Origin of the sequence: Geminicoccus roseus DSM 18922 (genome assembly GCF_000427665.1) — a bacterium.
Lineage (GTDB): Bacteria > Pseudomonadota > Alphaproteobacteria > Geminicoccales > Geminicoccaceae > Geminicoccus > Geminicoccus roseus.
This window is the reverse complement of the sequence record NZ_KE386572.1, coordinates 653,848-675,348: the sequence shown is the minus strand read 5'-3', so window position 1 is coordinate 675,348 and position 21,501 is coordinate 653,848. Positions and strand designations below refer to the sequence as shown.

Below are 21,501 nucleotides of genomic sequence, written 5' to 3'. Positions count from 1 at the left end.
TCGGTTAGGGTGGGCCCGGCTGCCGAGCCATCTGGGGCGTCGCCCCCTGTTGTGCAAGGTTGGGGCGCGATCGGGCCGGGTGGAGGTTGCAGATCGGGCGCAGCGCCAGGGCCGGCCTTCCCCCGCCAGGGCCTCGCCCGGAGGTCTCAGCCGGAGCCGGCAAGCGGGACGGGCATCAGGCGCAGGCAGGGAACCGGCTCGACAAAGCCGCGCAAACGCACCGTGGCGAATTCGATGGTGATCGGCGCCACCAGCTCGCTGATGGTGGGATCGTCCGCCAGGGCTGCCGAGACCACCACCTCTCCCGGCCCCGCGATCGACTGCAGGCGCGCGGCAAGATTGGCGGTCGAGCCGAAATAGTCCAGGCGCTCGTTGAGCGTGACCGCGATCGAGGGGCCGGCATGGACGCCGATCTTCAGCGCCAGTGGGGGGACCCCGTCGGGGTTCAGCTCCAAGGTGCTCGCCTGGATCGCCACCGCGGCGCGTACCGCGTTCAGCGGATCGGCGAAGGCGGCCATGATCGCGTCGCCGATCGTCTTGACGATCGCCCCGTCATGCTCGCGCACGATCTGCTGCAGCCAGGCGAAGTGCTCCCGGACCCGGCGGAACGCCGCCGCCTCGCCGATCTTCTGGTAGAGCGCGGTCGATCCGGCCAGGTCGCTGAACAGGACGGCGACCCGCGCGATGCCGACCTCGTCGCCCGGACGCAGGACTTGGTCGGAGAACAGGTCCCGGAACGCCTGGGTGGCGGCGACCCGGTCGGCGGTGAGCGCGTCGCGCACCCAGTCGCGCTGCTCGATCACCGCCAGCAGTGGGCGTGCCGCCCGGTTGGACAAGGCGAGCTGGCCATCCGGGGAGGCGGGACCCAGCGCCACGGCGCCCTCGGCAAGCTCGATGGCCGGCAGCGGCCCGCCCTCATGGTCGAACAGGATCTCCGGGCCGGGTTCCAGCGTGCGGGCCCGGTAGGTGCCCGGCGGCAGCTCGACCTCGATCCTGCGGTCCTGCCCGGGCTGGAGAGTGATGTGCGCCATGATGTGGGGCGTGCTCATCGGGCCCAGCAGGCAGAACTCTCCGCCCACGAGCGTGCGCAGGCCGGCGGCCGGGCGGAAGGTCACCTCCACGTTGCGGCTGAAATCGCGGTCGTAGCGGATCGCGCAGGTGTCGCAGTGCGCCTCGGCCGCCAACTGGTCGAGCGAGGTCGCCTGGAGCTTGGCGGCGCGGCAGCGGGGGCAGAGCAGGTCCCAGGACAGGTCGAGCAGGCCGCGCCTGGCGCCGTCCAGGCAGGCGGTGACCGTGGCGCGCGGCTCCAGGCCCTGCTTGCGGGCGAGGGCCAGGGGACGGATCCGCCGCACGTCGTTCTCGCCTCCCTCCCGGACCAGGGCCGCCAGGGCGTCGACTACCTCGGCGGGATGGCCTGCGGCCAGCAGGTCCAGCCGGCGGCGCTCGATCTGGTCCAGGGCGCGCGGCTCGAGCGTGGGCGAAGGCAGGTCGAACGGATCGGCTGCCTCGTCGCGCACGAACCGGGCGACCCGCGCGCACATCTTGAGGGCATGGCGTCCCAGGCGCTCCAGGAAGCCGGTGGCGAGCAGCATCCGGCCGGCCATGCCGCGCGGCTCCGCCTCGTAGAGATAGCGCGCCCAGCAGCCGTCGCCGTCCTCTTCCAGGGTCAGGGTGACCCGGAACCGGGCGAGCGGGCCGTTGTCGATCAGCCGGTCATGCTCGAACCAGCGCTCCTTCACCCAGTTGGCGGGCAGGTCGGTCCAGGACAGGTTCAGAGGCCCGAGCCGGGCCTTGGCCCTAAAGATGCGGCTCCCGTCCGCGGCGGTGGCGTCGACCACCGGGTGGGCGGGCAGGCCGGACGCCTCGTTGAAGCGTGCCGTATCGGCCAGCGCCGTCCATACCTTGGCCCGGGGGCCGTCGAAGCGGAAAGCGAAAGGGTGGGCGATCGTCATCCGGCGGTCATTCCCCGATGCGCATTTGCTGTCGCGTCCTCTTGCAATCGGCCGCGGAGAGAGGAATCTTCCTGGTCATGAGCTCGATGCGCCAATCATCCTCGCGCATCCTGGCGGTCCTCGGGCCGACCAATACCGGAAAGACGCACTTCGCGATCGAGCGTCTTCTCGCGCACCGTTCCGGCATGATCGGTCTCCCTCTCCGGCTGCTGGCCCGTGAGATTTACGACCGTATCGTGAAACAGCGCGGTCCAGATGCAGTACAGCTGGTGACCGGCGAGGAGAAGATCGGCAGCGACAAAGCGCCGTACGTGGTCGCGACGGTCGAGGCCATGCCGCTGGACCGCCCGGTCGGCTGCCTTGCCGTGGACGAGATCCAGCTCTGCGCCGACTGGGAGCGCGGCCATGTCTTCACCGACCGCCTGCTCAATGCCCGCGGCCTGGACGAAACGATCTTCCTGGGTTCCGACACGATCAAGCCGCTGATCAAGCGCCTGATCCCCGACGCGGTGCTGATCGCCCGGCCGCGCATGTCGACCCTGATCCATGCCGGCGAGACCAAGCTGCACCGGCTGCCGCGCCGCTCGGCGATCGTCGCCTTCACGGCGGCCGACGTCTACGCGCTGGGCGAGGTGATCCGCCGCCAGCGCGGCGGGGCAGCGATCGTGATGGGCTCGCTCAGCCCGCGCACCCGCAACGCCCAGGTCGCGATGTACCAGGCGGGGGAGGTCGACTACCTGGTCGCCACCGACGCGATCGGTATGGGGCTGAACATGGACCTCACCCATGTCGGCTTCGCGGCCCTGCACAAGTTCGACGGGCGCGAGCGCCGCAAGCTCGCCGCCACCGAGGTCGGGCAGATCGCCGGGCGGGCAGGGCGCCACATGGCCGACGGCACGTTCGGCACCACCAACGGCGTGGGCGAACTGGACGAGCGGATCGTCGAGGCGGTGGAGACCCACAGCTTCCCGCCGCTCAAGGCGCTGCGCTGGCGCAATTCCGCGCTCGACTTCCGCTCCCTGCAGGGCCTGCTGCGTTCCCTGGACGCCGAACCGCCCGATCCCGCGATGCGGGGCGCCTTGTGGAAGGTGCGCGACGCGCTGGACGACCGCTCCCTGCACATGCTGTCGGCGCGCGACGAGATCCGCCACATCGCCGACCGGCCGGATCGGGTGAGGCTCCTGTGGAGCGTCTGTCAGACCCCGGACTTCTCCAAGATCCTGGCCGAGAGCCATCTCCATCTGCTCAGCACGATCTACCGCCACCTGACCGGGCCCGAAGGGGTCATCCCGGCGGACTGGGTGGCGCGGACCATCGACCATATCGACCGGATGGACGGCGACATCGAGACCCTGATGGGCCGGCTGTCGCACATCCGCACCTGGACCTACCTGTCGCATCGCCAGGAATGGTTCCGCGACGCGGCCCACTGGCAGGAGCGGGCGCGCGCCGTGGAGGACCGCCTGTCCGACGCGCTGCACGAGCGGCTGATGCAGCGCTTCGTCGACAAGCGCACCACCGCCCTGCTGCGCTCCCTGCGCGAGCATGACGACCTGCCGGCGACGGTGGATCCGGACGGCGCCCTGGCGGTGGACGGCCATCCGGTCGGGACCATCGAGGGCCTCGACTTCACGCCGCTGCCGGGCGAGGCGGATCTGGCGCGCAAGGCGTTGGGCGCCGCCGCGCGCCGGGCGCTGCGGCCGGCCCTGGAGAAGCGCGTCGGCCAGATGATCGAGGCGCCGGAGCCGGACATCCGCTTCGAGGCGGACGGGTCGGTGCGCTGGCAGGGTGCCCTGGTGGGCACGCTGGTGCCGGGCGGGGCGCCCTTGCGCCCGTCGGTGCGGCCCAAGCTCAGCCCGGAGCTGCGGGGCGACCTGCGCGACCGGGTGGCAGGGGAACTCGGCCACCGGCTGAGCCGCTGGCTCGCCCGCGGCGTCGGCAGGATCGAGCGTCTGAGGACCGCCAGCGACGATCCCGCGCTGAGCGGCGCGGTGCGCGGGGTCGCCTATGCGCTGGTGGAAGGGATGGGAGCGATCCGGATCGACCGGGTCGAGAGCGTCTCCGCCCCGCTCAGCGACGCGGACCGCAAGGCCCTGGCCCGGCTGGGCGTCCGGATGGGCGTCGAATGGCTGTTCCTGCCGGACCTGATGCGCCCGCGCGCGCGGGCGGTGATCGCCGTGCTGGCCAGGGTCTGGACGGGGCGGCCATGCCCCTTGCCGCCGGAGGGGGCCACCACCTGGCGCGACGTGCCGGACCTTTCCCAGGACACGCTGGCGGCCCTGGGCTTTGCCCGGTTCGGCGAGGTGGCGGTCCGGCTGGACGTGGCCGAGCGGCTGGCGGCGCAGCTGCGCGGCCGAGCCCGGCAGAGCCGGCTGTTCGACCTGCCGGGCGATCTCGCCGCGGAAGCTGGCCTGAAGCTCGACGAACTGGTCGCGGTGGCCGCGGGGCTGGGTTTCGCCTGCGTGATGGAGGGAGATGCGCGCAGGTTGGTGCGCATGCGCAAGCGGCGGCGGCCGGATCCGGTCGAACGCAAGCGCGCCGCCCGGGCGGGACGCAGCGATTCGCCGTTCGCGGTGCTGCGAACTCTGGTCGCGGGAAGCAGTTGAGGATCAGGAGAACCGGTGGGAGACCGGTGAAGAGGAGGCAACTTGCACGACGAAGCGCTGAGACTGGACATGTGGCTCTGGCATACGCGGTTCTGCAAGAGCCGCTCCGACGCCCAGAAGCTGGTGCAGAAGGGCCGGGTCCGCGTCGATGAACGCGTGGTCACCAAGTCCCACCTTCAAGTGCGCACCGGGATGGTGCTGACCCTGCCGCAGGGCCGGGACATCAAGGTGGTCCGGGTCCTGGCGATGCCCAAGCGCCGCGGGCCCTTCACCGAGGCGCGCGAACACTACCAGGAACTTCCGACCGGCTGATCGGCCGCCCGGCCCGGCCGGTCAGCCGGTCGGGCCGGAGCCGCAACCGGGAAGCGACCAGCCTGCCCGATCATCCGGCCGGCGCCTTGGGAGGACGGGCGCCGAAGATGGCGGAGCCGACCCGGACATGGGTGGCGCCAAAGCGGATCGCCGTCTCGTAGTCGGCGCTCATCCCGATCGAGAGCTTGCCGACGCCGTGTCGCTTGGCGAACTTGGCCAGGAGGGCGGCATGCGGGGCGATGTCGTCTCCCTCCGGCGGGATCGCCATCAGTCCCTCGATCGACAGGCCGAGCTCGTCGCGGCACAGGGCGAGGAACCGGTCGAGATCTCCTGGCAGGATGCCTGCCTTCTGCGGCTCCTCGCCGGTGTTCACCTGGACGTAGAGGCGCGGCAGGCTGCCCTGCTTCTCCCGTTCCTTGACCAGGGCGCGGGCCAGCTTGTCCCGGTCGAGCGTCTGGATCACGTCGAACAGCGCCACGGCCTCGCCGGCCTTGTTGGTCTGCAACGGCCCGATCAGGTGCAGCTCGATGCCCCCGAACCGCTCGCGCAGGGCCGGCCAGCGGCCCTTGGCCTCCTGCACGTAGTTCTCGCCGAACACCCGCTGCCCCGCCTGCAGCGCCGCCTCGATCCGCTCGGCCGGCTGGACCTTGCTGACCGCGACCAGGGTGACCTCCTCGGGATCGCGGCCGGCCGTGGTCGCCGCCTCCGCGATGCGGCTGCGGACGTCGGCCAGGGCAGCCTCGACGGCGGAGGTGGCGGACAGATCGTTGTTCATGGGTCTCCTCGGCCGGAGGCGGGCGGCACTCGGTTCCTCCAGGTGGCCGACATGTCGTGCCACGGCAAAAAACGCAATCCCGCCGCAGTCGTCGTGATGGTTTCTACCATTGCGCACAGGAACGTCATCGGCGGCTCGCGGTCTCCGGCAAGGCTGGCGTCCGCTGATGTGCTGGATCTGGCCACCCCTTGCGGGCTGGGCGACGGCACGCTCTGCCAATCCCTGCCGGGCAACCTCATCTCGACCGAGCGGCGATGACCAGCCCGATGCACAGCATAGGACTTGCAATGCGTATCCAGTGGATCTTCTGCGTGGCCCCCCTAGCCCTTGCTTCCGCGGCGGGATCTGCCAGCGCAGCGGAGATCAGCCCGGGCGGTGACCTCGACATTAAGCTCAAGGGATCGCTGCGTTCCGGCTTCGTGTTCGGCGGTGACGAGGTCCTGTCCGGGTCGGATCCGGGCTACGGCTTCAGCACCGACCACCGCTTCGAGATCCTGGTCAGCGGCAAGGACGACGCCAGCCAGACCGAATATGGCGGGCGCTTCCGCCTGCGTCTCGACAATGGCCGGACCAACCTGGTCGACCGCAGCTACCTCTACCTGCGCGGCAGCTATGGCGAGGTACAGTTCGGCAACCAGAAGGGTGTCACCGACGACGATCTTCCCTTCGTGATCGGCTCGTTCAGCATCGCCGCCGGCACCGGCGGCATGGACGGAGACCAGCCCGGCCAGATCGTCCGCTACGAACTCGCCCCTTCCGGACAGGCCACCAAGATCAACTACCTGACGCCGACCTTCGGCGGGCTGCAGGCCGGCCTGTCGTTCACCCCCGATACCGGCGCGAACGGCCTGATATCGTCGATCGACGATTCGGACGGCGACACCAAGAACATGCTCGAAGGTGGCGTGCGCTATGACGGAACCACCGGTCCGCTCGGCTTCGGCGTGGCGGTGGTCGCCACCGCTGGAAAGAACGAAACGAGCGGAAACGACGTGAATGGCATATCCGCCGGTTTCCTGCTGGAATACTCGGACTGGGGAATGGCTGGCTCGTACGGTACTGGTGATGAAGATGGAGAAAATCTAGACTACTGGAACGTCGGGATTGGCTGGAAGCATGGTCCTCTTTCGCTAAGCACGGAATATGGAGCATCATCCGAAGGCAATGTCGATCCGGACATTGTGATATTCTCCACAACAATTAAGCTGATGCCCGGTGTGTCTTTTCGGAATGATGTTGAATACGCAGATCCCGATACATCAGGCGACTACATTGCTGGCCTTTTGCAAATGCGGATCGACTTCTAGGCGGGTCTGGGCGCGGGACAGGCATGTTGCACTAATGTCGCACGGTCGACGCTACCCCGGGACGAGGCTCCGAAACGAGTTGAGGCGTGCAGTCGCGGTGGGCAACTACTCCCTCGGCGACTGGGCCGTGCAGGTCGTCCGGTTAATCGGATAGGACCTTGGTCGGGACCTCCGGTCCGGTTCAAAAGGTCGCGCTAGTTCGAGAAGGAAGGATAGATATGAGGATCAAGACCCTCCTGTTGGCCGGCGTGGCCTCAGGCGTTGTCGCGGCTTCGGGTGCCGCCAACGCGGCCGAGGTGATGCCGGGTGGCGCGCTCGACATCACCCTGTCGGGTCAGTTCCGGTCTGGCGTGGTGTTCGGCGAGAACGACTCCCTCAGCGGCAACGATCCCGGCTACGGGATGTACTCGAACAACCGTCTGTTCGTGGACGTCCGCGGCAAGGACGACGGCAGCCTGATGGAGTACGGCGGACGCTTCCGTCTGCGTCTCGACAACGGCCGTAGCCAGTTCGTCGACCGCGGCTGGCTGTTCATCCGCGGCGGCTGGGGTGAAGTCCGTGTGGGTAACGAGGTCGGCCCGGCCGATAACTCGAAGGTCATCTCCAGCACGATCGCTGCCGGTACCGGCGGTGTCGACGGCGACTTCAACCCCGCCTTCGACAACCCGATCTACACCTATGTCGTTCCGCTGAGCGGCGCGGCGACCAAGGTGGTGTACTACACCCCCGAGATCGCCGGCTTCCAGGCTGGCGTGTCGTTCGCTCCGGACGATGATGCCGGCGGCCTGATCAGCCAGAACGACGACTCCGACGGCGGTGGTCGTCAGCACGTCGAAGGTGCGGTCACCTATAAGGGTGCCTTCTCCGGCGTCGACATCCTGGCCTCGGTCACCGGTGCGACCGCCAAGGTCGGTCCGGACAACGAGGACACCAACGGTCTGGCCGGTGGTGTGTCGGTCGGCTTCGGCGGCTTCAACGTCGCTGGTTCGTACGGCTACCGCGGTGGCGACACCCCGGATGTCGACTTCTGGAACGTCGGCGTCGGTGGCGCCTTCGGTCCGGCGCAGCTGAGCCTCGAGTACTCGACCGCCAGCGGCGACGCGACCGTGGGTGGCGTCACCAACGACACCGACCCGACCGCCATCGTCGCTTCCGCGACCATGGGCATCATGCCGGGCGTCTCGCTGCTGGCCGACATCGGCCTGTACGACACCGACCTGCCGGGCGCCGACGAGAACTTCGCCGGCCTGGTGGCGATCGACATCCAGTTCTGATCCAGGCCCTTCGGGGCCGGTCATCTGGGAATGCTGCGGCGGGGTACCACCCCGCCGCAGTTTTTTTGTTTCTTCCTCGCACTGTGGCCAGCCCCCTGGCAAAGTGACCGAGACGGCGAAATCTTATCATGGCCAGCCAGGGTGGCTGGGTCATCGGAGTGTCTGGAATGTGGCGGCTGCTGGTTGCCGGCATGGTTGTGCTGATCGGGACGACGCAGCTTGCTTCTGCGGCGGACCTGGTGCCCGGCGGCTATGTGGGCGGTGCCGGTGATGCGGGCGTGGAGGGCGATCGTCCGGCCACGATGAGCTTCGGTTTCACCCCGCGCGGCAGTTCCACCGATCGGCTCCGCTTCGATCTCTCGGCAGCTCCTCTGGAGGTTGCCGTGCAGCCGCGCACGGGCGCGGCCCCTTCCAGGGCCATGTCGGAAGATTTCGTGCTGGGCGGCGCGCTGGTCTGGAACGACTGGACCTTCAACAGCAGCGTGCTCCGCCTGAACGATGGCGGCTTCCACACCGAGATGGTGGGAGCAGGCATCGGCTACGGTGCGGTTACCGCGCGCCTGGCGCTTGCCGAGACCGAGACTCCGGTCGGCGATACCCGGTCCACGATGCTGCTGAGCACCGACCTGGCCGCGTGGTCCTGGCTGACGCTGGAAGGCGATCTGGCGCTCACCGGCGGCTCCGACAGCCAGCCCCAGGGCGACGCCGCTGGCCGGCTGGGCATCCGCCTGAGCTTCTGAGCCGGCGGGCGCTGGCAGATCGCGCCCGGAACATTGCCTGTACTGGCGATTCCCCGGCACCGTGCTATGGTCGCCCCGGGGAGAGGGGACCTCAGAGCGCCCCTCGGATCATCGCGGACTCGGGCTCGCAACGTGCGCAAATCATCGACGACCTTGCTTCTCCTGGCTGTGCTGGCCGGATGCACCGATGCGACTCCGGCCAAGCCGCCATCCGAGGCCGGCCCGTGGGAGCCCGATGAGGCGCGTCGGCGCGAGGACACCGGCACGATCTTCGGCGGCGACGGCCTGACCCTGTACGGCTCCCGTTCCCGCGAAGCGAAGGCGCGCCAGGAGGATGCCGGCGGCATCGGGGTGAACAACTATCTGTGGCGCGCCTCGCTCGACACGATCGACTTCATGCCCGTCGCCAGCGCCGATCCGTTCGGCGGCCTGATCACCACCGACTGGTACCAGCCGGCCGAGGCGCCCAGCGAGCGGTTCAAGCTGCAGGTGCTGATCCGCGACAAGACCCTCCGCGCCGACGGCGTGAAGGTCTCGGTCTGGCGCCAGGCCCGCTCCGAGGGTGGCGAATGGCTCGATGCGGCCGTGGACCCCCAGACGGCGACCGCCCTCGAGGACCGCATCCTTACCCGTGCCCGTCAGCTCCGGATCGCCGCCAACAGCGAGTAGTCGCGCCGGACCTCTCGTTTCTCCCGCTTCCTTCGACCGGATAAGCTTCCGCCATGTCGCGATACTCGTTGCGTGCCGCCGAACAGAAATGGCAGCAGGTCTGGGAAGACCGCCGCCTGTTCGAGGCGCGCGTCGACAAGACCAAGCCCAAGTTCTTCGCCATGGAGATGTTTCCCTATCCCTCGGGGCGCATCCATATGGGCCATGTCCGCAACTACACGCTGGGCGACCTGGTGGCGCGCTACAAGCGCGCGCAGGGGTTCAACGTCCTGCATCCCATGGGTTGGGACGCGTTCGGCCTGCCGGCGGAAGGGGCGGCGATCAAGCGCGGCATCCATCCGGCCAAGTGGACCTACGACAACATCGCCGAGATGCGCGCCCAGCTGAAGACCATGGGCCTGTCGCTCGACTGGTCGCGCGAGATCGCCACCTGCTCGCCGGACTACTACAAGCACGAGCAGGCGATGTTCCTCGACTTCCTCGAGGCCGGCCTGGTCTACCGCAAGGAGAGCTGGGTCAACTGGGACCCGGTCGACCACACCGTGCTCGCCAACGAGCAGGTCATCGATGGCAAAGGCTGGCGCTCCGGCGCCCCGGTCGAGCGGCGCAAGCTGAACCAGTGGTTCTTCAAGATCACCGACTACGCCCAGGACCTGCTGGACAGCCTGGAGAAGCTGGACCGCTGGCCGGACAAGGTCCGGCTGATGCAGCAGAACTGGATCGGCCGCTCCGAGGGCGCCAGGGTCCGCTTCAGCATCGAGGGGCGGGACGAGCCTCTGGTGGTCTACACCACCAGGCCCGACACCCTGTTCGGCGCCTCGTTCCTGGCGATCGCCCCGGATCACCCGCTGACCGAGGAAATTGCACAAACGAACCCGAGCCTGAAGGCGTTCGCCGAGGAGTGCAAGCTGCTCGGGACGTCCGAAGAGGCGCTGGAGAAGGCCGAGAAGAAGGGCTTCGACACCGGCCTGAAGGCCCGGCACCCGTTCCTGCCGGACGTGCTGCTGCCGGTCTATGTCGCGAACTTCGTGCTGATGGACTACGGCACCGGGGCGATCTTCGGCTGCCCGGCCCATGACCAGCGCGACCTGGAGTTCGCCCGCAAGTACGGCCGGCCGGTCCTGCCGGTGGTTCTGCCCGAGGGGGCCGACCCTGCCAGCTTCACCATCGGCGACGAGGCCTACACCGACGACGGACGGCTGTTCCATTCCGGATTCCTGGACGGCCTGGACGTGCCGACTGCCAAGAAGACGGTGATCGACCGGCTGGAGGAGATGGAAGTCGGCGAGCGCCAGGTCCAGTTCCGCCTGCGCGACTGGGGCCTGTCCCGGCAGCGCTACTGGGGCTGCCCGATCCCGGTGCTCTATGCCGAGGACGGCACGGTGGTGCCGGTGCCGCGCGATCAGCTGCCGGTGACCCTGCCCGAGGACGTCGACTTCTCCAGGCCCGGCAATCCGCTCGACCTGCACCCGACCTGGAAGCACACGGCCCTGCCGGACGGCCGGCCTGCCACCCGCGAAACCGACACGATGGACACCTTCGTCGAATCGTCCTGGTATTTCGCACGCTACTGCTCGCCCCACTACGACGACGGCCCCTGCCGCAAGGAGGAGGTCGATTACTGGCTGCCGGTCGACCAGTATATCGGCGGCGTCGAGCATGCCGTGCTGCACCTGCTCTATTCGCGCTTCTATGCCCGCGCGATGAAGAAGGTCGGCTATCTCTCGGTGGAGGAGCCGTTCCAGGGCCTGTTCACCCAGGGCATGATCAACCACCAGACCTTCCAGGACGAGAACGGCGCCTGGCTGGAGCCGGGCAAGGTCCGGAAGAACGAGGCCGGGGACTGGGTGACGGTCGATGGCGAGCGGCCGGTCAAGGCCGGCCGGGTCGAGAAGATGAGCAAGTCCAAGCTCAACACCATCGACCCCACCGACATCATCCAGGCCTATGGCGCCGACACCGCCCGGCTGTTCATGCTGTCCGACAGCCCGCCGGACCGCGACCTGGAATGGACCGACGGCGGCATCGACGGGGCGTGGCGCTACCTGAACCGCCTGTGGCGGCTGGTCGAGGAGACCCGGGAGCGGCTGGGCGAGGCCGGAGCGGATCCGTCCGCCGCCGCCGGCGCGGACCTGGAGCTGCGCCGGGCCGTGCACGCGACGATCGACGGGGTCACCCAGTCGATCGAGCGTTTCCACTTTAACAAGGCGGTCGCCCTGCTGCGCGAGCTGCACAACACGATCGAAAGCCACATCAAGCGCGGCGATCCCGCCCCGGCGGTGCTGCGTGAGGCGATCGAGACCCTGGTGCGCCTGCTCAATCCGATGATCCCGCACGTGACCGAGGAGGCCTGGGAAGCGCTGGGCCATGCCACGCTCCTGGCGGAGACGCCCTGGCCGGCGCCGGACATGTCGCTGGCCGGCAGCGACGAGATCACCTTGCCGATCCAGGTCAACGGCAGGCGGCGCGGCGAGATTCGCGTGGCCAAGGGCGCCGATCGTGCCGTGGTCGAAGCGGCGGCGCTGGCCGAGCCCGGCACGATCCGGGCCATGGAGGGCCGGCCCTTGAAGAAGATCGTGGTGGTGCCCGACAAGATCGTGAACGTGGTGGTGTGATGGCGGGTCCGATCCTCCGGCGGCGCGTCCTGCTGGCCTTGCCCCCCGTCCTGGCCTTGGCGGGATGCGGGTTCCAGCCGCTCTATGGTGATGCCGCGGGAGGGGAGGACGTCCTGGCGGACACGGCGGCGGTGGAGGTGACCGTGCCGCACGGCCGGCTTGGCCAGTGGCTCAAGGCGGCGCTGGCCGACGACCTCAATCCTTCCATGCTGTCGGTGCCGACCGAGTACGACCTGCTGATCTCGCTCGGCCGGACCACCAAGGCGCTGGCGATCCAGCTCGACACCACCATCACCCGCTATGACCTGATCCTTGATGCGGTGTTCAGCCTGAACCGGCGCAGCGACGGCGCCCCCGTCTATCGCAACCGGGTCCGCCGCATCGCCAGCTACAATGTGAGCCAGGAGCCCTACTCGACCCAGGTCGCCGAGGAGGATGCCGAGCGGCGTGCCGCGGTCGAGGCCTCACGCCAGATCGCGACCCTGATCGCGGTCTTCTTCCGCGAGCAGAAGGTGGGTCCGGCCGAGACGGTTTCGTGATCGTCCAGGCCAAGCGCATTGACGCGTTCCTGGCCAAGCCCGATGCGGGGATCTCGACCTTCCTCGTCTATGGCCCCGACCGCGGCGTGGTCGTGCAGCGGATCGAGGCGCTGCTGGAGCGGCTGGTCGGCGATCCGAAGGACCCGTTCAAGGTCGGCGACCTGGCGGCCGAGCAGATCGCGGCCGATCCCCGCCTTCTTGTCGAGGAGGCGCAGAGCATGTCGCTCCTGGGCGGCCGGCGCGCCGTGCGGGTGCGGGATGCCGACGACCGGCTCAAGGTCGCCCTGCGCGACCTTCTCAAGCTGCCGTCCCAGGAAAGCTTCATCCTTCTGGAAGGTGGCGACCTGCCGGGCTCGTCGGACCTGCGCAAGGCGATCGAGAAGGCGCCGGGCGCCGCCGCCCTGCCGTGCTATCGCGACGAGGGAAAGGGCCTGGACGACGTGCTGCGCCAGGAACTGCACCGGCACGGCCTGCAGGCCGACCGGGATGCGATGCAGGCCCTGGCTGCGTCGCTCGGCGCCGATCGCGCCGTCACCATGGCCGAGATCGAGAAGCTGGCCCTCTATGTCGGCGGCGCTTCCGGCGGCAAGGTGACGGTCCAGGACGTCCGCGCGGTGATCGCCGATTCCGGAACGCTGACCCTGGACGACCTGATCCTGGATGTGCTGACGGGTGACGCCGCCTCGCTTTCGGGCGGCCTGGAGCGGCTCCTGGCCGAGGGCGGCAACGAGATCCAGATCGTGAACCGGCTGATCGCGGCATTCGGGCGTCTGATCCGGATGCGCGCGCAGCTGGATGCCGGGACTCCCGCCGACCAGGTAGTGGCCAGCCTGTTCTGGAAGATCCGCGACCCCTGGAAGCGCGCCCTCGGCCGCTGGCCGGCCCGCGCGGCCCAGCGCGGCATGCGGGAATTGCTGGAGCTCGACCTGCGCCTGAAGAGCGAGGGAGGCCCGCCCCGGCGCGAACTGGTGGAGCGGGTCCTGTTCGTGCTGTGCGACCCGAGGCTGCGCGGCGTTTCCGGTCCGTGAGAAGCCGCGCGAATCGCCCTGACTGGTCTTTCCCGATCCAGGGGCGATTTCTATGGTCATGAAAAGGCATTAGCATCGGCAACGTCCGGTCGGGGGAACGCTCGTTGCTCAGCTACGTGATCCGTCGGTTTTTCACGATGATCCCGACATTGATCGCGATCAGCGTCGTCGTGTTCGTCATCATTCAGCTGCCGCCGGGCGACTATCTCACCAGCCAGATGGCCGAGATGCAGTCGCAGGGCGAGAACATGCCCCAGGCGCAGCTGGAATATCTGCGGGCCCAGTACGGCTTGGACCGACCGCTCTGGGAGCAGTACCTGTACTGGGTGGTAGGCCTCCTGCAAGGCGATCTCGGTTGGTCGTTCGAGTACAACCTGCCGGTCGCAGACGTGATCGGCGACCGTGTGCTCCTGACCTTCCTGGTCAGTTTCGCGACGATCATCTTCACCTGGATCATCGCCTTTCCGATCGGGATTTACTCGGCGACCCATAAATATTCCTGGGGCGACCACAGCCTGACCCTGCTGGGCTTCCTGGGCCTGGCGACGCCGAATTTCCTGCTGGCCCTCCTGATGCTCTATTTCGCCAACGTCTGGTTCGGCACCTCGATCGGGGGCCTGGTCGACCCGCGCTACCTCGACCAGCCGATGTCCTGGGGCAAGTTCCTCTCGGTGCTGGAGCATCTGTGGATCCCGGTGCTGATCATCGGCACGTCCGGCACGGCAGCCATGATCCGTCGGCTGCGCGCCAATCTTCTGGACGAACTCAAGAAGCCCTACGTCACCACCGCGCACGCCAAGGGGCTGCCGTCCCGAAGGGTGCTCATCAAATACCCCCTGCGGGTGTCGCTGATCCCGTTCGTGGCCGATATCGGCAATCTTCTCCCCGAGTTCATCAGTGGCGCTGCCCTGGTGTCGGTGGTGCTTTCCCTGCCGACCACCGGCCCGATGCTGGTCAGGGCCCTGCAGACCCAGGACATGTACCTGGCGGGCTCCTTTCTCATGCTGGAAGCGACCCTGGTCGTGATCGGCACGCTGGTCTCCGACATCCTGCTGGGCTTCCTCGACCCCAGGATCCGACTGGGCGCCGGGGCCGAACGATGAGCGAGCGCCGCCATCCCCTGTCCGAGCGCTGGGTCGATCGGGCGCCGTTCGACCCCTACCAGGAGGATCCGGTCGATCCCGAGCGGGAACGCTGGGCAAAGGCCTCGCAGTGGCAGTTGCTCTGGTGGCGCTTCAAGCGCCACAAGCTGGCCGTGGTTTCGATGTGGTTCCTGGCGTTCATGTACGCCACGATCTTCGTCACCGAGTTCCTGGCGCCGCACGGCCGCGATGCACGCAACGCCTTCGCCATCAACAGCCCGCCTCAGATGGTGCACCTGTTCCACGAAGGCGAACTGGTCGGGCCGTTCGTCTATGGCTGGAAGCAGACCCTGGACATGGAGACGCTCAAGCGGATCTATGTTCCCGACACCAGCAAGGTCCAGAAGCTGCGGTTCTTCTGCTCGGGCGATCCCTATCAGTTCTGGGGGATCATTCCGGGCGACCTGCATCTGGTGTGTCCCCCGGAAGGGGGCAGCTTCTACCTGCTCGGCACCGACCGGCTCGGCCGGGACATGTTCTCCCGGATCCTCTATGGCGCCCGGATCTCGCTCACCATCGGCCTGATCGGCATCGCGGTCAGCTTCGTGCTCGGGATCTCCCTGGGCGGCATGGCTGGCTGGTACGGGGGCTGGGTCGATTCGGCGGTGCAACGGGTCATCGAGGTCATCCGGTGTTTTCCGACCATCCCGCTCTGGCTGGCGCTCTCGGCGGCGATGCCGGTGGATTGGGACCCGATCTGGGTATTCTTCGGCATCACCCTGATCCTCGGCCTGATCGACTGGACCGGGCTTGCCCGGGCGGTGCGCTCCAAGATCCTGTCGCTGCGGGAGGAGGACTTCGCCCAGGCGGCGACCTTCATGGGGGCCCGGCCGTCACGGGTGATCGGCCGCCACCTGATCCCCTCCTTCACCAGCCACCTGATCGCCTCGGCCACCTTGTCGATCCCGAGCATGATCCTGGGCGAGACCGCGCTGTCGTTCCTGGGCCTGGGCGTGCGCGCGCCGATCGTTTCCTGGGGCGTGCTCCTGAACGATGCCCAGAATGTCAACGTGGTGGCGCTCTATCCCTGGCTGCTGCTCCCGGTGGTGCCGGTGATCCTGGTGGTGCTGGCGTTCAACTTCATGGGCGATGGTCTGCGCGACGCGGCCGACCCATATCACTGAGGGTTCCGGGCTGCCCGGACATGGGCAAAAAAAGGCCCGGAGGCGAGCCTCCGGGCTGGAATGGTCACGACACGGCAGCACCAGGGAAACCGTTCGTGACGCTCGGGCCAAAAGGAAGATGGTCACGCTACATCACCAGCAAGAGGCGTGCCAAACCAGGCTGCGGGCAGGCCTTCCAATTCTGCACGGCTTGGCCGTGGTGAAGGGTTGGCCAGATGCCTATCCTGGCGGCAGCCGGATGGTGCTGCGCGTGGCGGCGGAAGAGGAGCATCGGTGACGGACTTCGACGTGGTGATCGTGGGTGGCGGCTTGACCGGCCTGGCCGTGGCTGCCGGGCTCGGACAGGCGGGCGGCCGCGTCCTGGTGGTCGAGCAGGAGCGGATCGACCGGCTGACGGAGCCTTCCTTCGACGGCCGGGTCACCGCGATCGCCCTGGGCTCCAAGCGGCAGCTGGCGCGCTATGGCGCCTGGGAGGGCATGGCCGGCCAGGCCGAGCCGATCCTGGAGATCGAGGTTGGCGAGAAAGGCTCGCCGGCCACGGTGCACTACCGCCACCAGGATGTCGGCGTTGAGCCGTTCGGCTGGATCGTGGAGAATCGCGCGATCCGGCAGGCGCTGCTGGCACGGCTGGACGAACTCCCGGACGTGCAGGTGCTGGGATCCACCCGGTTCGTCGACATGGAGCGGACGCCCGAGCGAGTGACCGTGACGCTCGGCGCCGGGCGCACCGTCACCGCCAAGCTGCTGCTGGTGACCGAGGGGCGTTTCAGCCGGACCCGCACCCTGCTCGGGATCGAGGTCGAGGAGTGGGACTATCACCAGCGGGCCTTCGTCTGCACCCTCGGTCACGAGAAGCCGCATCTGGGCCGCGCCGTCGAGCGCTTCTTCCCCGACGGCCCCTTCGCGATGCTGCCGATGACCGGCGACCGCTCCTCGATCGTCTGGGCGCTGGATGAGCGCCTGGCCGAGGAGGTCGGCCGGCTGGACGACGCGATGTTCCTGGCCGAGGTCGCGGAGCGGTTCGGCGATGCCCTGGGCCAGCTGGAACTGATCGGGCCTCGTTTTGCCCATCCGCTGCGCATGGTGATGGCCGAGCGGTCGACCGACCAGCGGGTGGCGCTGGTGGGCGATGCGCTGCGCGGCATCCATCCGATCGCCGGGCAGGGCTGGAACCTGGCGCTGCGCGATGTCGAGGCGATCGTGGAACTGGTGGAAGGGCGCCTGCATGCCGGCCTCGATCCGGGTGACGCAGCCCTGCTCGAGGCCTATGCCTCCCGGCGCCGGTTCGACGGCATCTCGATGGTGGCGATCACCGACGGGATCAACCGGCTGTTCGGCAACGACCTGTTTCCCCTCAAGCTGGCGCGCGAGACCGGATTGGCTGTGGTTGAGCGGCTGCCACCGCTCAAGCGCCTGTTCATGCGTCACGCCATGGGCACGCTCGGCATGCCCAGGGAGTGAGCCGGCGCCATCGACCTTCCAGAGGAGTTCTTCCATGCGCAACGTGAGCGGGGCTGCGGTCCTGCCCGACACCTTCGTGCCCCTGCGGCTCTCCGACCGCACCTTCGCCCTCAAGGCCTTGGCCGTATTGTTCGGCACGCTGTTCCTGGCATCGGCCTCCTGGATCGAGGTGCCGATGGTGCCGGTGCCGATGAACATGCAGACCTTCGCGGTGACGCTGGTCGGCGCCCTCTACGGCTGGCGCCTGGGCGCGATCACCGTGCTGGCCTGGCTGGGCGAAGCCATGATCGGCCTGCCGGTTCTGTCCGGTGGCGCTGCTGGTCCGGCACACTTTGCCGGCCCGACCGCCGGCTACCTCGCCGCCTTCCCGATCGCTGCGATGCTGGTGGGCTTCCTGGCGGAGCGTGGCTGGACCGTCGGCAACGTCGTGCGCTCGTTCGCCGTGATGCTCCTGGGCAATGCCCTGATCCTAGCGCTGGGCGCGTCGTGGCTGGCGGTCCTGATCGGCGGGGAGCAGGCGGTTGCCCTGGGCGTGATGCCGTTCCTGATCGGCGCCGCGCTGAAGTCCGGGCTGACGGTGGGCGTCGTCGAGGCATCGCGGCGGCTGGGCCGGACGTCCAGCGAACAGTGACTGTCCGGCTTCGCGCCCATCACCTCCTCTGCATGCTGACCTATGTCGGCAAGGGCTACAGCCCGGCTTTCGTGGCGCGGTTCAACGAGCTGGCGGCGCGGCTTGGCAACGGCGAGGAGATCCTGCTGGTCAGCGGCCCGGACGACGTCTGTGCCCCGCTCCTGGCTGACCAGCAGAGTCATTGCCATCGTCCCGGCGTGGGCGAGCGCGACCGACGGGCCGCCCAGGCGGTCGCCGACCTGCTGGGCCGGCCGATCGCGCCTGGAGAGCGCCTGATCCTGGATGCGGCAGGGCTGGAGCGGATGCGGACCGCCTTTCGCGGTGGCAGCATCCGCGCAGCCTGCCAGAACTGCGAATGGTCAGACCTCTGCACGGAGGTGGCACAGAGCGGTTTCACGGGAAGCCGCCTTCACGCCGGCAGGATGGAGCCGGCCCACGGGACAGGTGGAAAAGACGCATGGACCAGGACAAGCACACCGGGCTCCGGACCGGAGGCTGCCAGTGCGGGCAGATCCGATATGCCCTGACCGCGCCGGTCGTCGACCTCTATGTCTGTCACTGCCGGCAGTGCCGCCGGCAATCGGCTTCCGCGTTCGGGATTTCGGTGATCCTTCCGGCCGATGGGGTGCGCCTGCTCCAGGGGATTCCCGCCAGCTGGAGCAGGCCGACTTCGACCGGCGATACCCTGGAATGCGCCTTCTGCCCGACCTGCGGCAGCCGGCTTTGGCATCGCTCCGCCCGCGACGGGACGTTCAGCGTGAAGGGCGGCTCGCTGGACGAGCCGGTCGACCTCACCACCGCCAGCCACATCTGGACGGCCGAGAAGCTGCCGGGGGTGATCCTGCCGGAGCGGGCGGCCTGCTTCGACGGCGAGCCGCCCGCTCCTTCGCTCAAGTGACCCAGGCGATCCGCAGCAGGTTGGTGGCGCCGGGCGTCCCGAACGGCAGCCCGGCCGTGATCACGATGCAGTTGCCGGCCTGGGCGAAGCCTTCCTCCACCGCATAGCGGCGCGCCTTGTCGACCATCTCGTCGAGCGAATGGGCATCGCCGGTGAAGATCGGGTGGACACCCCAGGCCAGCGCCAGCTTGCGCGCCGTTCCCATCCGGGTGATCAGGCCGATGATCGGCCGGTCGGGCCGCTCGCGCGCTGCCCGCAGGGTGGTGGCGCCGCTGGTGGAATAGGTGACGATCGCCACCGCCTGCATGGTGTGGGCGACCTGGCCCGCCGCCAGGGTGATCGCATCGGCGGTGGTGCGCTGCGCCTCGGCGTGGAACGCGTCGAGATAGGTCCGGTAGAGCGGGTCGCGCTCTGTGGTCTTGATGATCCGGTCCATGATCTGGACCGCCTCGATCGGATAGTCGCCGGACGCGCTTTCGGCGGACAGCATCATGGCGTCGGCGCCGTCATAAACGGCGGTGGCGACGTCGGAAGCTTCCGCACGGGTCGGTGCCGGCGCCTTGATCATGCTCTCCAGCATCTGGGTCGCGACGATCACCGGCTTGCCCTGCTCGCGCGAGGCCCGGATGATCTTCTTCTGCAGGCCGGGCACCAGCTCGGGCGGCATTTCGACGCCCAGGTCGCCACGGGCGACCATGATGCCGTCGACCAGTTCCAGGATCTCGTCGAGCCGGTCGATCGCCTGGGGCTTCTCGATCTTGGCCATGATCGCGGCCCGGCCGACCACCAGCTTGCGCGCCTCGGCCACGTCCTCGGGGCGCTGCACGAAGCTCAGCGCCACCCAGTCGAAGCCCATGTCCATGCCGAACGCCAGGTCGTTCAGGTCCTTGGGCGTCAGCGCCGAGATCGGCAGCACCGCGTTCGGAACGTTGACGCCCTTGCGGTTGGACAAGGGGCCGCCGGTGACCGCGACGGTTTCCGCATAGTCGCTGCCGACCTTCTCGACCCGCAGGCGGATCTTGCCGTCGTCGAGCAGAAGGTCGGTGCCGGCCTTGAGCGCCTTGAAGATCTCCGGGTGGGGGAGCTGGACGCCCTGCTCGTCACCCGGGCCGCGGTTCAGGTCCAGGCGGAAGGGCTGCCCGGCGGTCAGGTTGACCTTGCCTTCGGCAAAGGTGCCGATCCGAAGCTTCGGGCCCTGCAGGTCGATCAGGCAGCTGATCGGCCGGCCGCGGTCCTTCTCGACAGCCCGCACGATGCGGAACCGCTCGGCATGGTCGTCATGGCTGCCATGGCTGAAATTGAACCGGAACACGTCCACGCCGGCCTTGGCCAGCTCGCGGATGCGCTGCTCGGTACTGCTGGACGGACCCAGCGTGGCCACGATCTTGGCGCAGCGTTCGCGACGCATGGTGCTTCCTCATGCCGTAAAGTCTGGCCCCTATAGCTTCGCCGGACTGCGATGTCATGACACGCCTGAACCTATTGTGGTTCAAGCCTGCATCCATCGCCGCCCGACGGCTGAGGACCGGGCTCGCCACCCGCGGCAAGTATTGTCTCCCAGGGGTGATCCTGCTAGCGCGATTGCAACCCCTGATTGATTTCTCTGCCGGAAATGGGCGGTGCCCGATGACCCTCCTGAAACTTGGCATCGTCAGCTTGCTTGGCCGCTCGCTCCTGGATGCCATCCTGCCGCCCCGCTGCCCGTCCTGCGGCGAGACGGTCGGGGAACAAGGCACTTTGTGTCCGGCCTGCTGGGCGAAGCTGCGGTTCATCGCGGAGCCTGCCTGCGAGCGCTGCGCTGTCCCCATCCTGCAGGCTCCGCCGGGTATAGTGGTGTGCCCGGCCTGTGTCATCAGCCCGCCGGCCTACGACCGTGCCCGGGCCGCCCTGCGCTACGATTCTGCGTCCGCCCCGATGATCCTGGCGATGAAGCATCGGGCAAAGCTGCAGGCGGTCCAGGCGTTCGGCGCCTGGATGACCCGGGCCGCAGCCGATTACCGGTCCGCCGACGGCCTCGTGCCGGTGCCTCTGCACCGGTGGAGGATGCTGCACCGAGGCTTCAACCAGTCATGCCTTCTCGCGCGCATGGTCGGCAGGACGATCGGGCTGCCGGTGCTGGACCAAGTACTGGTCCGGGTACGGGCGACGCCCAGCCAGCAGGGCCTGGGCGGAGTGGAGCGGGCGCGCAACATGGGACGCGGCGTGTTCGATGTCCCGGAGCGGCGGCGGAGCCTCGTGCAGGGACGGAAGTTGGTCCTGGTGGACGACGTCCTTACCACCGGGAGCACCCTGTCCGCCTGTGCCGAGGCTCTGCGTCGTGCCGGAGCCACAAACGTGGATGTCCTGGTCCTGGCAAGGGTGGTGCGAGGCGATCCGATGACCATATCGTCCATAGACTAGCCGCTGTCGGGCCGGGTGCTTCCCTCGA

20 protein-coding genes are annotated in these 21,501 nt (G+C 68.3%); 17 read left to right on the top strand and 3 right to left on the bottom strand.

Going from position 1 to position 21,501, the window contains the following annotated elements; genetic code table 11:
- Nucleotides 1–146: 146 nt before the first annotated feature.
- A complete protein-coding gene (locus GEMRO_RS27560; RefSeq protein ID WP_035484746.1) occupies nt 147–1,952 on the bottom strand; it encodes an adenylate/guanylate cyclase domain-containing protein in 1,806 nt (601 codons plus the stop codon).
- 77 nt (nt 1,953–2,029) lie between these two features.
- Between GEMRO_RS27560 and GEMRO_RS0104540 the strand changes: the two genes are divergently transcribed.
- Together GEMRO_RS0104540 and GEMRO_RS0104535 are read left to right on the top strand one after the other, a co-directional pair.
- Nucleotides 2,030–4,558, top strand: a complete 2,529-nt coding sequence (locus GEMRO_RS0104540; protein WP_035484744.1) for a helicase-related protein — start codon at nt 2,030–2,032, stop codon at nt 4,556–4,558.
- 42 nt (nt 4,559–4,600) lie between these two features.
- Complete coding sequence (locus GEMRO_RS0104535) at nt 4,601–4,870, top strand: RNA-binding S4 domain-containing protein (RefSeq protein ID WP_027133063.1); 270 nt, start codon at nt 4,601–4,603, stop codon at nt 4,868–4,870.
- Nucleotides 4,871–4,940: 70 nt separating this feature from the next.
- On the opposite strand, the gene GEMRO_RS0104530 is transcribed toward GEMRO_RS0104535, so the two are convergent.
- Nucleotides 4,941–5,645, bottom strand: a complete 705-nt coding sequence (locus tag GEMRO_RS0104530) for a YggS family pyridoxal phosphate-dependent enzyme (RefSeq protein WP_035484742.1) — start codon at nt 5,643–5,645, stop codon at nt 4,941–4,943.
- A 42-nt stretch (nt 5,646–5,687) separates the two neighbouring features.
- Between GEMRO_RS0104530 and GEMRO_RS34015 the strand changes: the two genes are divergently transcribed.
- The 14 genes from GEMRO_RS34015 (at nt 5,688) to GEMRO_RS0104465 (ending at nt 19,073) form a co-directional block, all read left to right on the top strand.
- Nucleotides 5,688–5,903, top strand: a complete 216-nt coding sequence (locus GEMRO_RS34015) for a hypothetical protein (protein WP_157505453.1) — start codon at nt 5,688–5,690, stop codon at nt 5,901–5,903.
- Entirely contained in the window at nt 5,900–6,952 is a 1,053-nt protein-coding gene (locus GEMRO_RS0104525; RefSeq protein WP_084506535.1) for a porin, read from the top strand. Before GEMRO_RS34015 ends, GEMRO_RS0104525 begins: the two co-directional genes overlap by 4 nt.
- A 218-nt stretch (nt 6,953–7,170) precedes the next feature.
- The gene (locus tag GEMRO_RS0104520; protein WP_027133060.1) at nt 7,171–8,226 is read left to right on the top strand and encodes a porin; all 1,056 of its coding nucleotides are present in this window, start codon (nt 7,171–7,173) and stop codon (nt 8,224–8,226) included.
- Between the two features lie 167 nt (nt 8,227–8,393).
- The gene (locus GEMRO_RS0104515; protein ID WP_027133059.1) at nt 8,394–8,966 is read left to right on the top strand and encodes a hypothetical protein; all 573 of its coding nucleotides are present in this window, start codon (nt 8,394–8,396) and stop codon (nt 8,964–8,966) included.
- A gap of 153 nt (nt 8,967–9,119) precedes the next feature.
- Complete coding sequence (locus GEMRO_RS0104510) at nt 9,120–9,635, top strand: DUF3576 domain-containing protein (RefSeq protein WP_240476594.1); 516 nt, start codon at nt 9,120–9,122, stop codon at nt 9,633–9,635.
- Between the two features lie 53 nt (nt 9,636–9,688).
- Nucleotides 9,689–12,250 carry a leucine--tRNA ligase gene (gene leuS / locus GEMRO_RS0104505; RefSeq protein WP_027133057.1) on the top strand — a complete coding sequence of 854 codons (2,562 nt, stop codon included), beginning with the start codon at nt 9,689–9,691 and terminating at the stop codon, nt 12,248–12,250.
- Nucleotides 12,250–12,789, top strand: a complete 540-nt coding sequence (gene lptE / locus GEMRO_RS32325; RefSeq protein WP_051328685.1) for an LPS assembly lipoprotein LptE — start codon at nt 12,250–12,252, stop codon at nt 12,787–12,789. Before leuS ends, lptE begins: the two co-directional genes overlap by 1 nt.
- Nucleotides 12,786–13,817, top strand: coding sequence for a DNA polymerase III subunit delta (holA, locus tag GEMRO_RS27550; RefSeq protein ID WP_051328684.1), 1,032 nt, complete (start codon nt 12,786–12,788; stop codon nt 13,815–13,817). Before lptE ends, holA begins: the two co-directional genes overlap by 4 nt.
- A gap of 104 nt (nt 13,818–13,921) precedes the next feature.
- Nucleotides 13,922–14,920: an ABC transporter permease gene (locus tag GEMRO_RS0104490; protein ID WP_027133056.1), complete on the top strand. Its 999-nt coding sequence runs from the start codon at nt 13,922–13,924 to the stop codon at nt 14,918–14,920.
- Complete coding sequence (locus GEMRO_RS0104485; RefSeq protein ID WP_027133055.1) at nt 14,917–16,083, top strand: ABC transporter permease; 1,167 nt, start codon at nt 14,917–14,919, stop codon at nt 16,081–16,083. Before GEMRO_RS0104490 ends, GEMRO_RS0104485 begins: the two co-directional genes overlap by 4 nt.
- A 273-nt stretch (nt 16,084–16,356) precedes the next feature.
- Nucleotides 16,357–17,544 (top strand): UbiH/UbiF/VisC/COQ6 family ubiquinone biosynthesis hydroxylase, encoded by a 1,188-nt coding sequence (locus GEMRO_RS0104480; RefSeq protein ID WP_027133054.1) that lies wholly within the window; start codon nt 16,357–16,359, stop codon nt 17,542–17,544.
- 34 nt (nt 17,545–17,578) lie between these two features.
- Nucleotides 17,579–18,175, top strand: a complete 597-nt coding sequence (locus tag GEMRO_RS0104475) for a biotin transporter BioY (RefSeq protein ID WP_051328683.1) — start codon at nt 17,579–17,581, stop codon at nt 18,173–18,175.
- Nucleotides 18,176–18,207: 32 nt separating this feature from the next.
- Nucleotides 18,208–18,702, top strand: a complete 495-nt coding sequence (locus GEMRO_RS27545; RefSeq protein ID WP_205624897.1) for a DUF1284 domain-containing protein — start codon at nt 18,208–18,210, stop codon at nt 18,700–18,702.
- Nucleotides 18,633–19,073: a GFA family protein gene (locus tag GEMRO_RS0104465; protein WP_027133052.1), complete on the top strand. Its 441-nt coding sequence runs from the start codon at nt 18,633–18,635 to the stop codon at nt 19,071–19,073. Before GEMRO_RS27545 ends, GEMRO_RS0104465 begins: the two co-directional genes overlap by 70 nt.
- Here GEMRO_RS0104465 and pyk read toward each other — a convergent pair.
- Nucleotides 19,066–20,481 (bottom strand): pyruvate kinase, encoded by a 1,416-nt coding sequence (gene pyk / locus GEMRO_RS0104460; RefSeq protein ID WP_027133051.1) that lies wholly within the window; start codon nt 20,479–20,481, stop codon nt 19,066–19,068. The two genes, GEMRO_RS0104465 and pyk, sit on opposite strands and share 8 nt — an antisense overlap.
- Nucleotides 20,482–20,699: 218 nt before the next feature.
- Here pyk and GEMRO_RS27540 point away from each other — a divergent pair, with 218 nt between their 5' ends.
- Nucleotides 20,700–21,473, top strand: coding sequence for a ComF family protein (locus GEMRO_RS27540; RefSeq protein ID WP_035484737.1), 774 nt, complete (start codon nt 20,700–20,702; stop codon nt 21,471–21,473).
- The last annotated feature ends 28 nt before the right edge of the window (nt 21,474–21,501 follow it).

Bases quoted from the DNA above. Each gene is read 5' to 3' on its own strand.
- GEMRO_RS0104525 (WP_084506535.1), top strand. From the start codon at position 5,900: ATGACCAGCCCGATGCACAGCATAGGACTTGCAATGCGTATCCAGTGG.
- GEMRO_RS0104465 (WP_027133052.1), top strand. From the start codon at position 18,633: ATGGACCAGGACAAGCACACCGGGCTCCGGACCGGAGGCTGCCAGTGC.
- GEMRO_RS27560 (WP_035484746.1), bottom strand. From the start codon at position 1,952: ATGACGATCGCCCACCCTTTCGCTTTCCGCTTCGACGGCCCCCGGGCC.
- GEMRO_RS0104520 (WP_027133060.1), top strand. From the start codon at position 7,171: ATGAGGATCAAGACCCTCCTGTTGGCCGGCGTGGCCTCAGGCGTTGTC.
- GEMRO_RS0104540 (WP_035484744.1), top strand. From the start codon at position 2,030: ATGAGCTCGATGCGCCAATCATCCTCGCGCATCCTGGCGGTCCTCGGG.
- pyk (WP_027133051.1), bottom strand. From the start codon at position 20,481: ATGCGTCGCGAACGCTGCGCCAAGATCGTGGCCACGCTGGGTCCGTCC.
- GEMRO_RS27545 (WP_205624897.1), top strand. From the start codon at position 18,208: ATGCTGACCTATGTCGGCAAGGGCTACAGCCCGGCTTTCGTGGCGCGG.
- GEMRO_RS0104530 (WP_035484742.1), bottom strand. From the start codon at position 5,645: ATGAACAACGATCTGTCCGCCACCTCCGCCGTCGAGGCTGCCCTGGCC.
- GEMRO_RS0104515 (WP_027133059.1), top strand. From the start codon at position 8,394: ATGTGGCGGCTGCTGGTTGCCGGCATGGTTGTGCTGATCGGGACGACG.
- GEMRO_RS0104475 (WP_051328683.1), top strand. From the start codon at position 17,579: ATGCGCAACGTGAGCGGGGCTGCGGTCCTGCCCGACACCTTCGTGCCC.
- GEMRO_RS0104485 (WP_027133055.1), top strand. From the start codon at position 14,917: ATGAGCGAGCGCCGCCATCCCCTGTCCGAGCGCTGGGTCGATCGGGCG.
- leuS (WP_027133057.1), top strand. From the start codon at position 9,689: ATGTCGCGATACTCGTTGCGTGCCGCCGAACAGAAATGGCAGCAGGTC.
- GEMRO_RS27540 (WP_035484737.1), top strand. From the start codon at position 20,700: ATGACCCTCCTGAAACTTGGCATCGTCAGCTTGCTTGGCCGCTCGCTC.
- lptE (WP_051328685.1), top strand. From the start codon at position 12,250: ATGGCGGGTCCGATCCTCCGGCGGCGCGTCCTGCTGGCCTTGCCCCCC.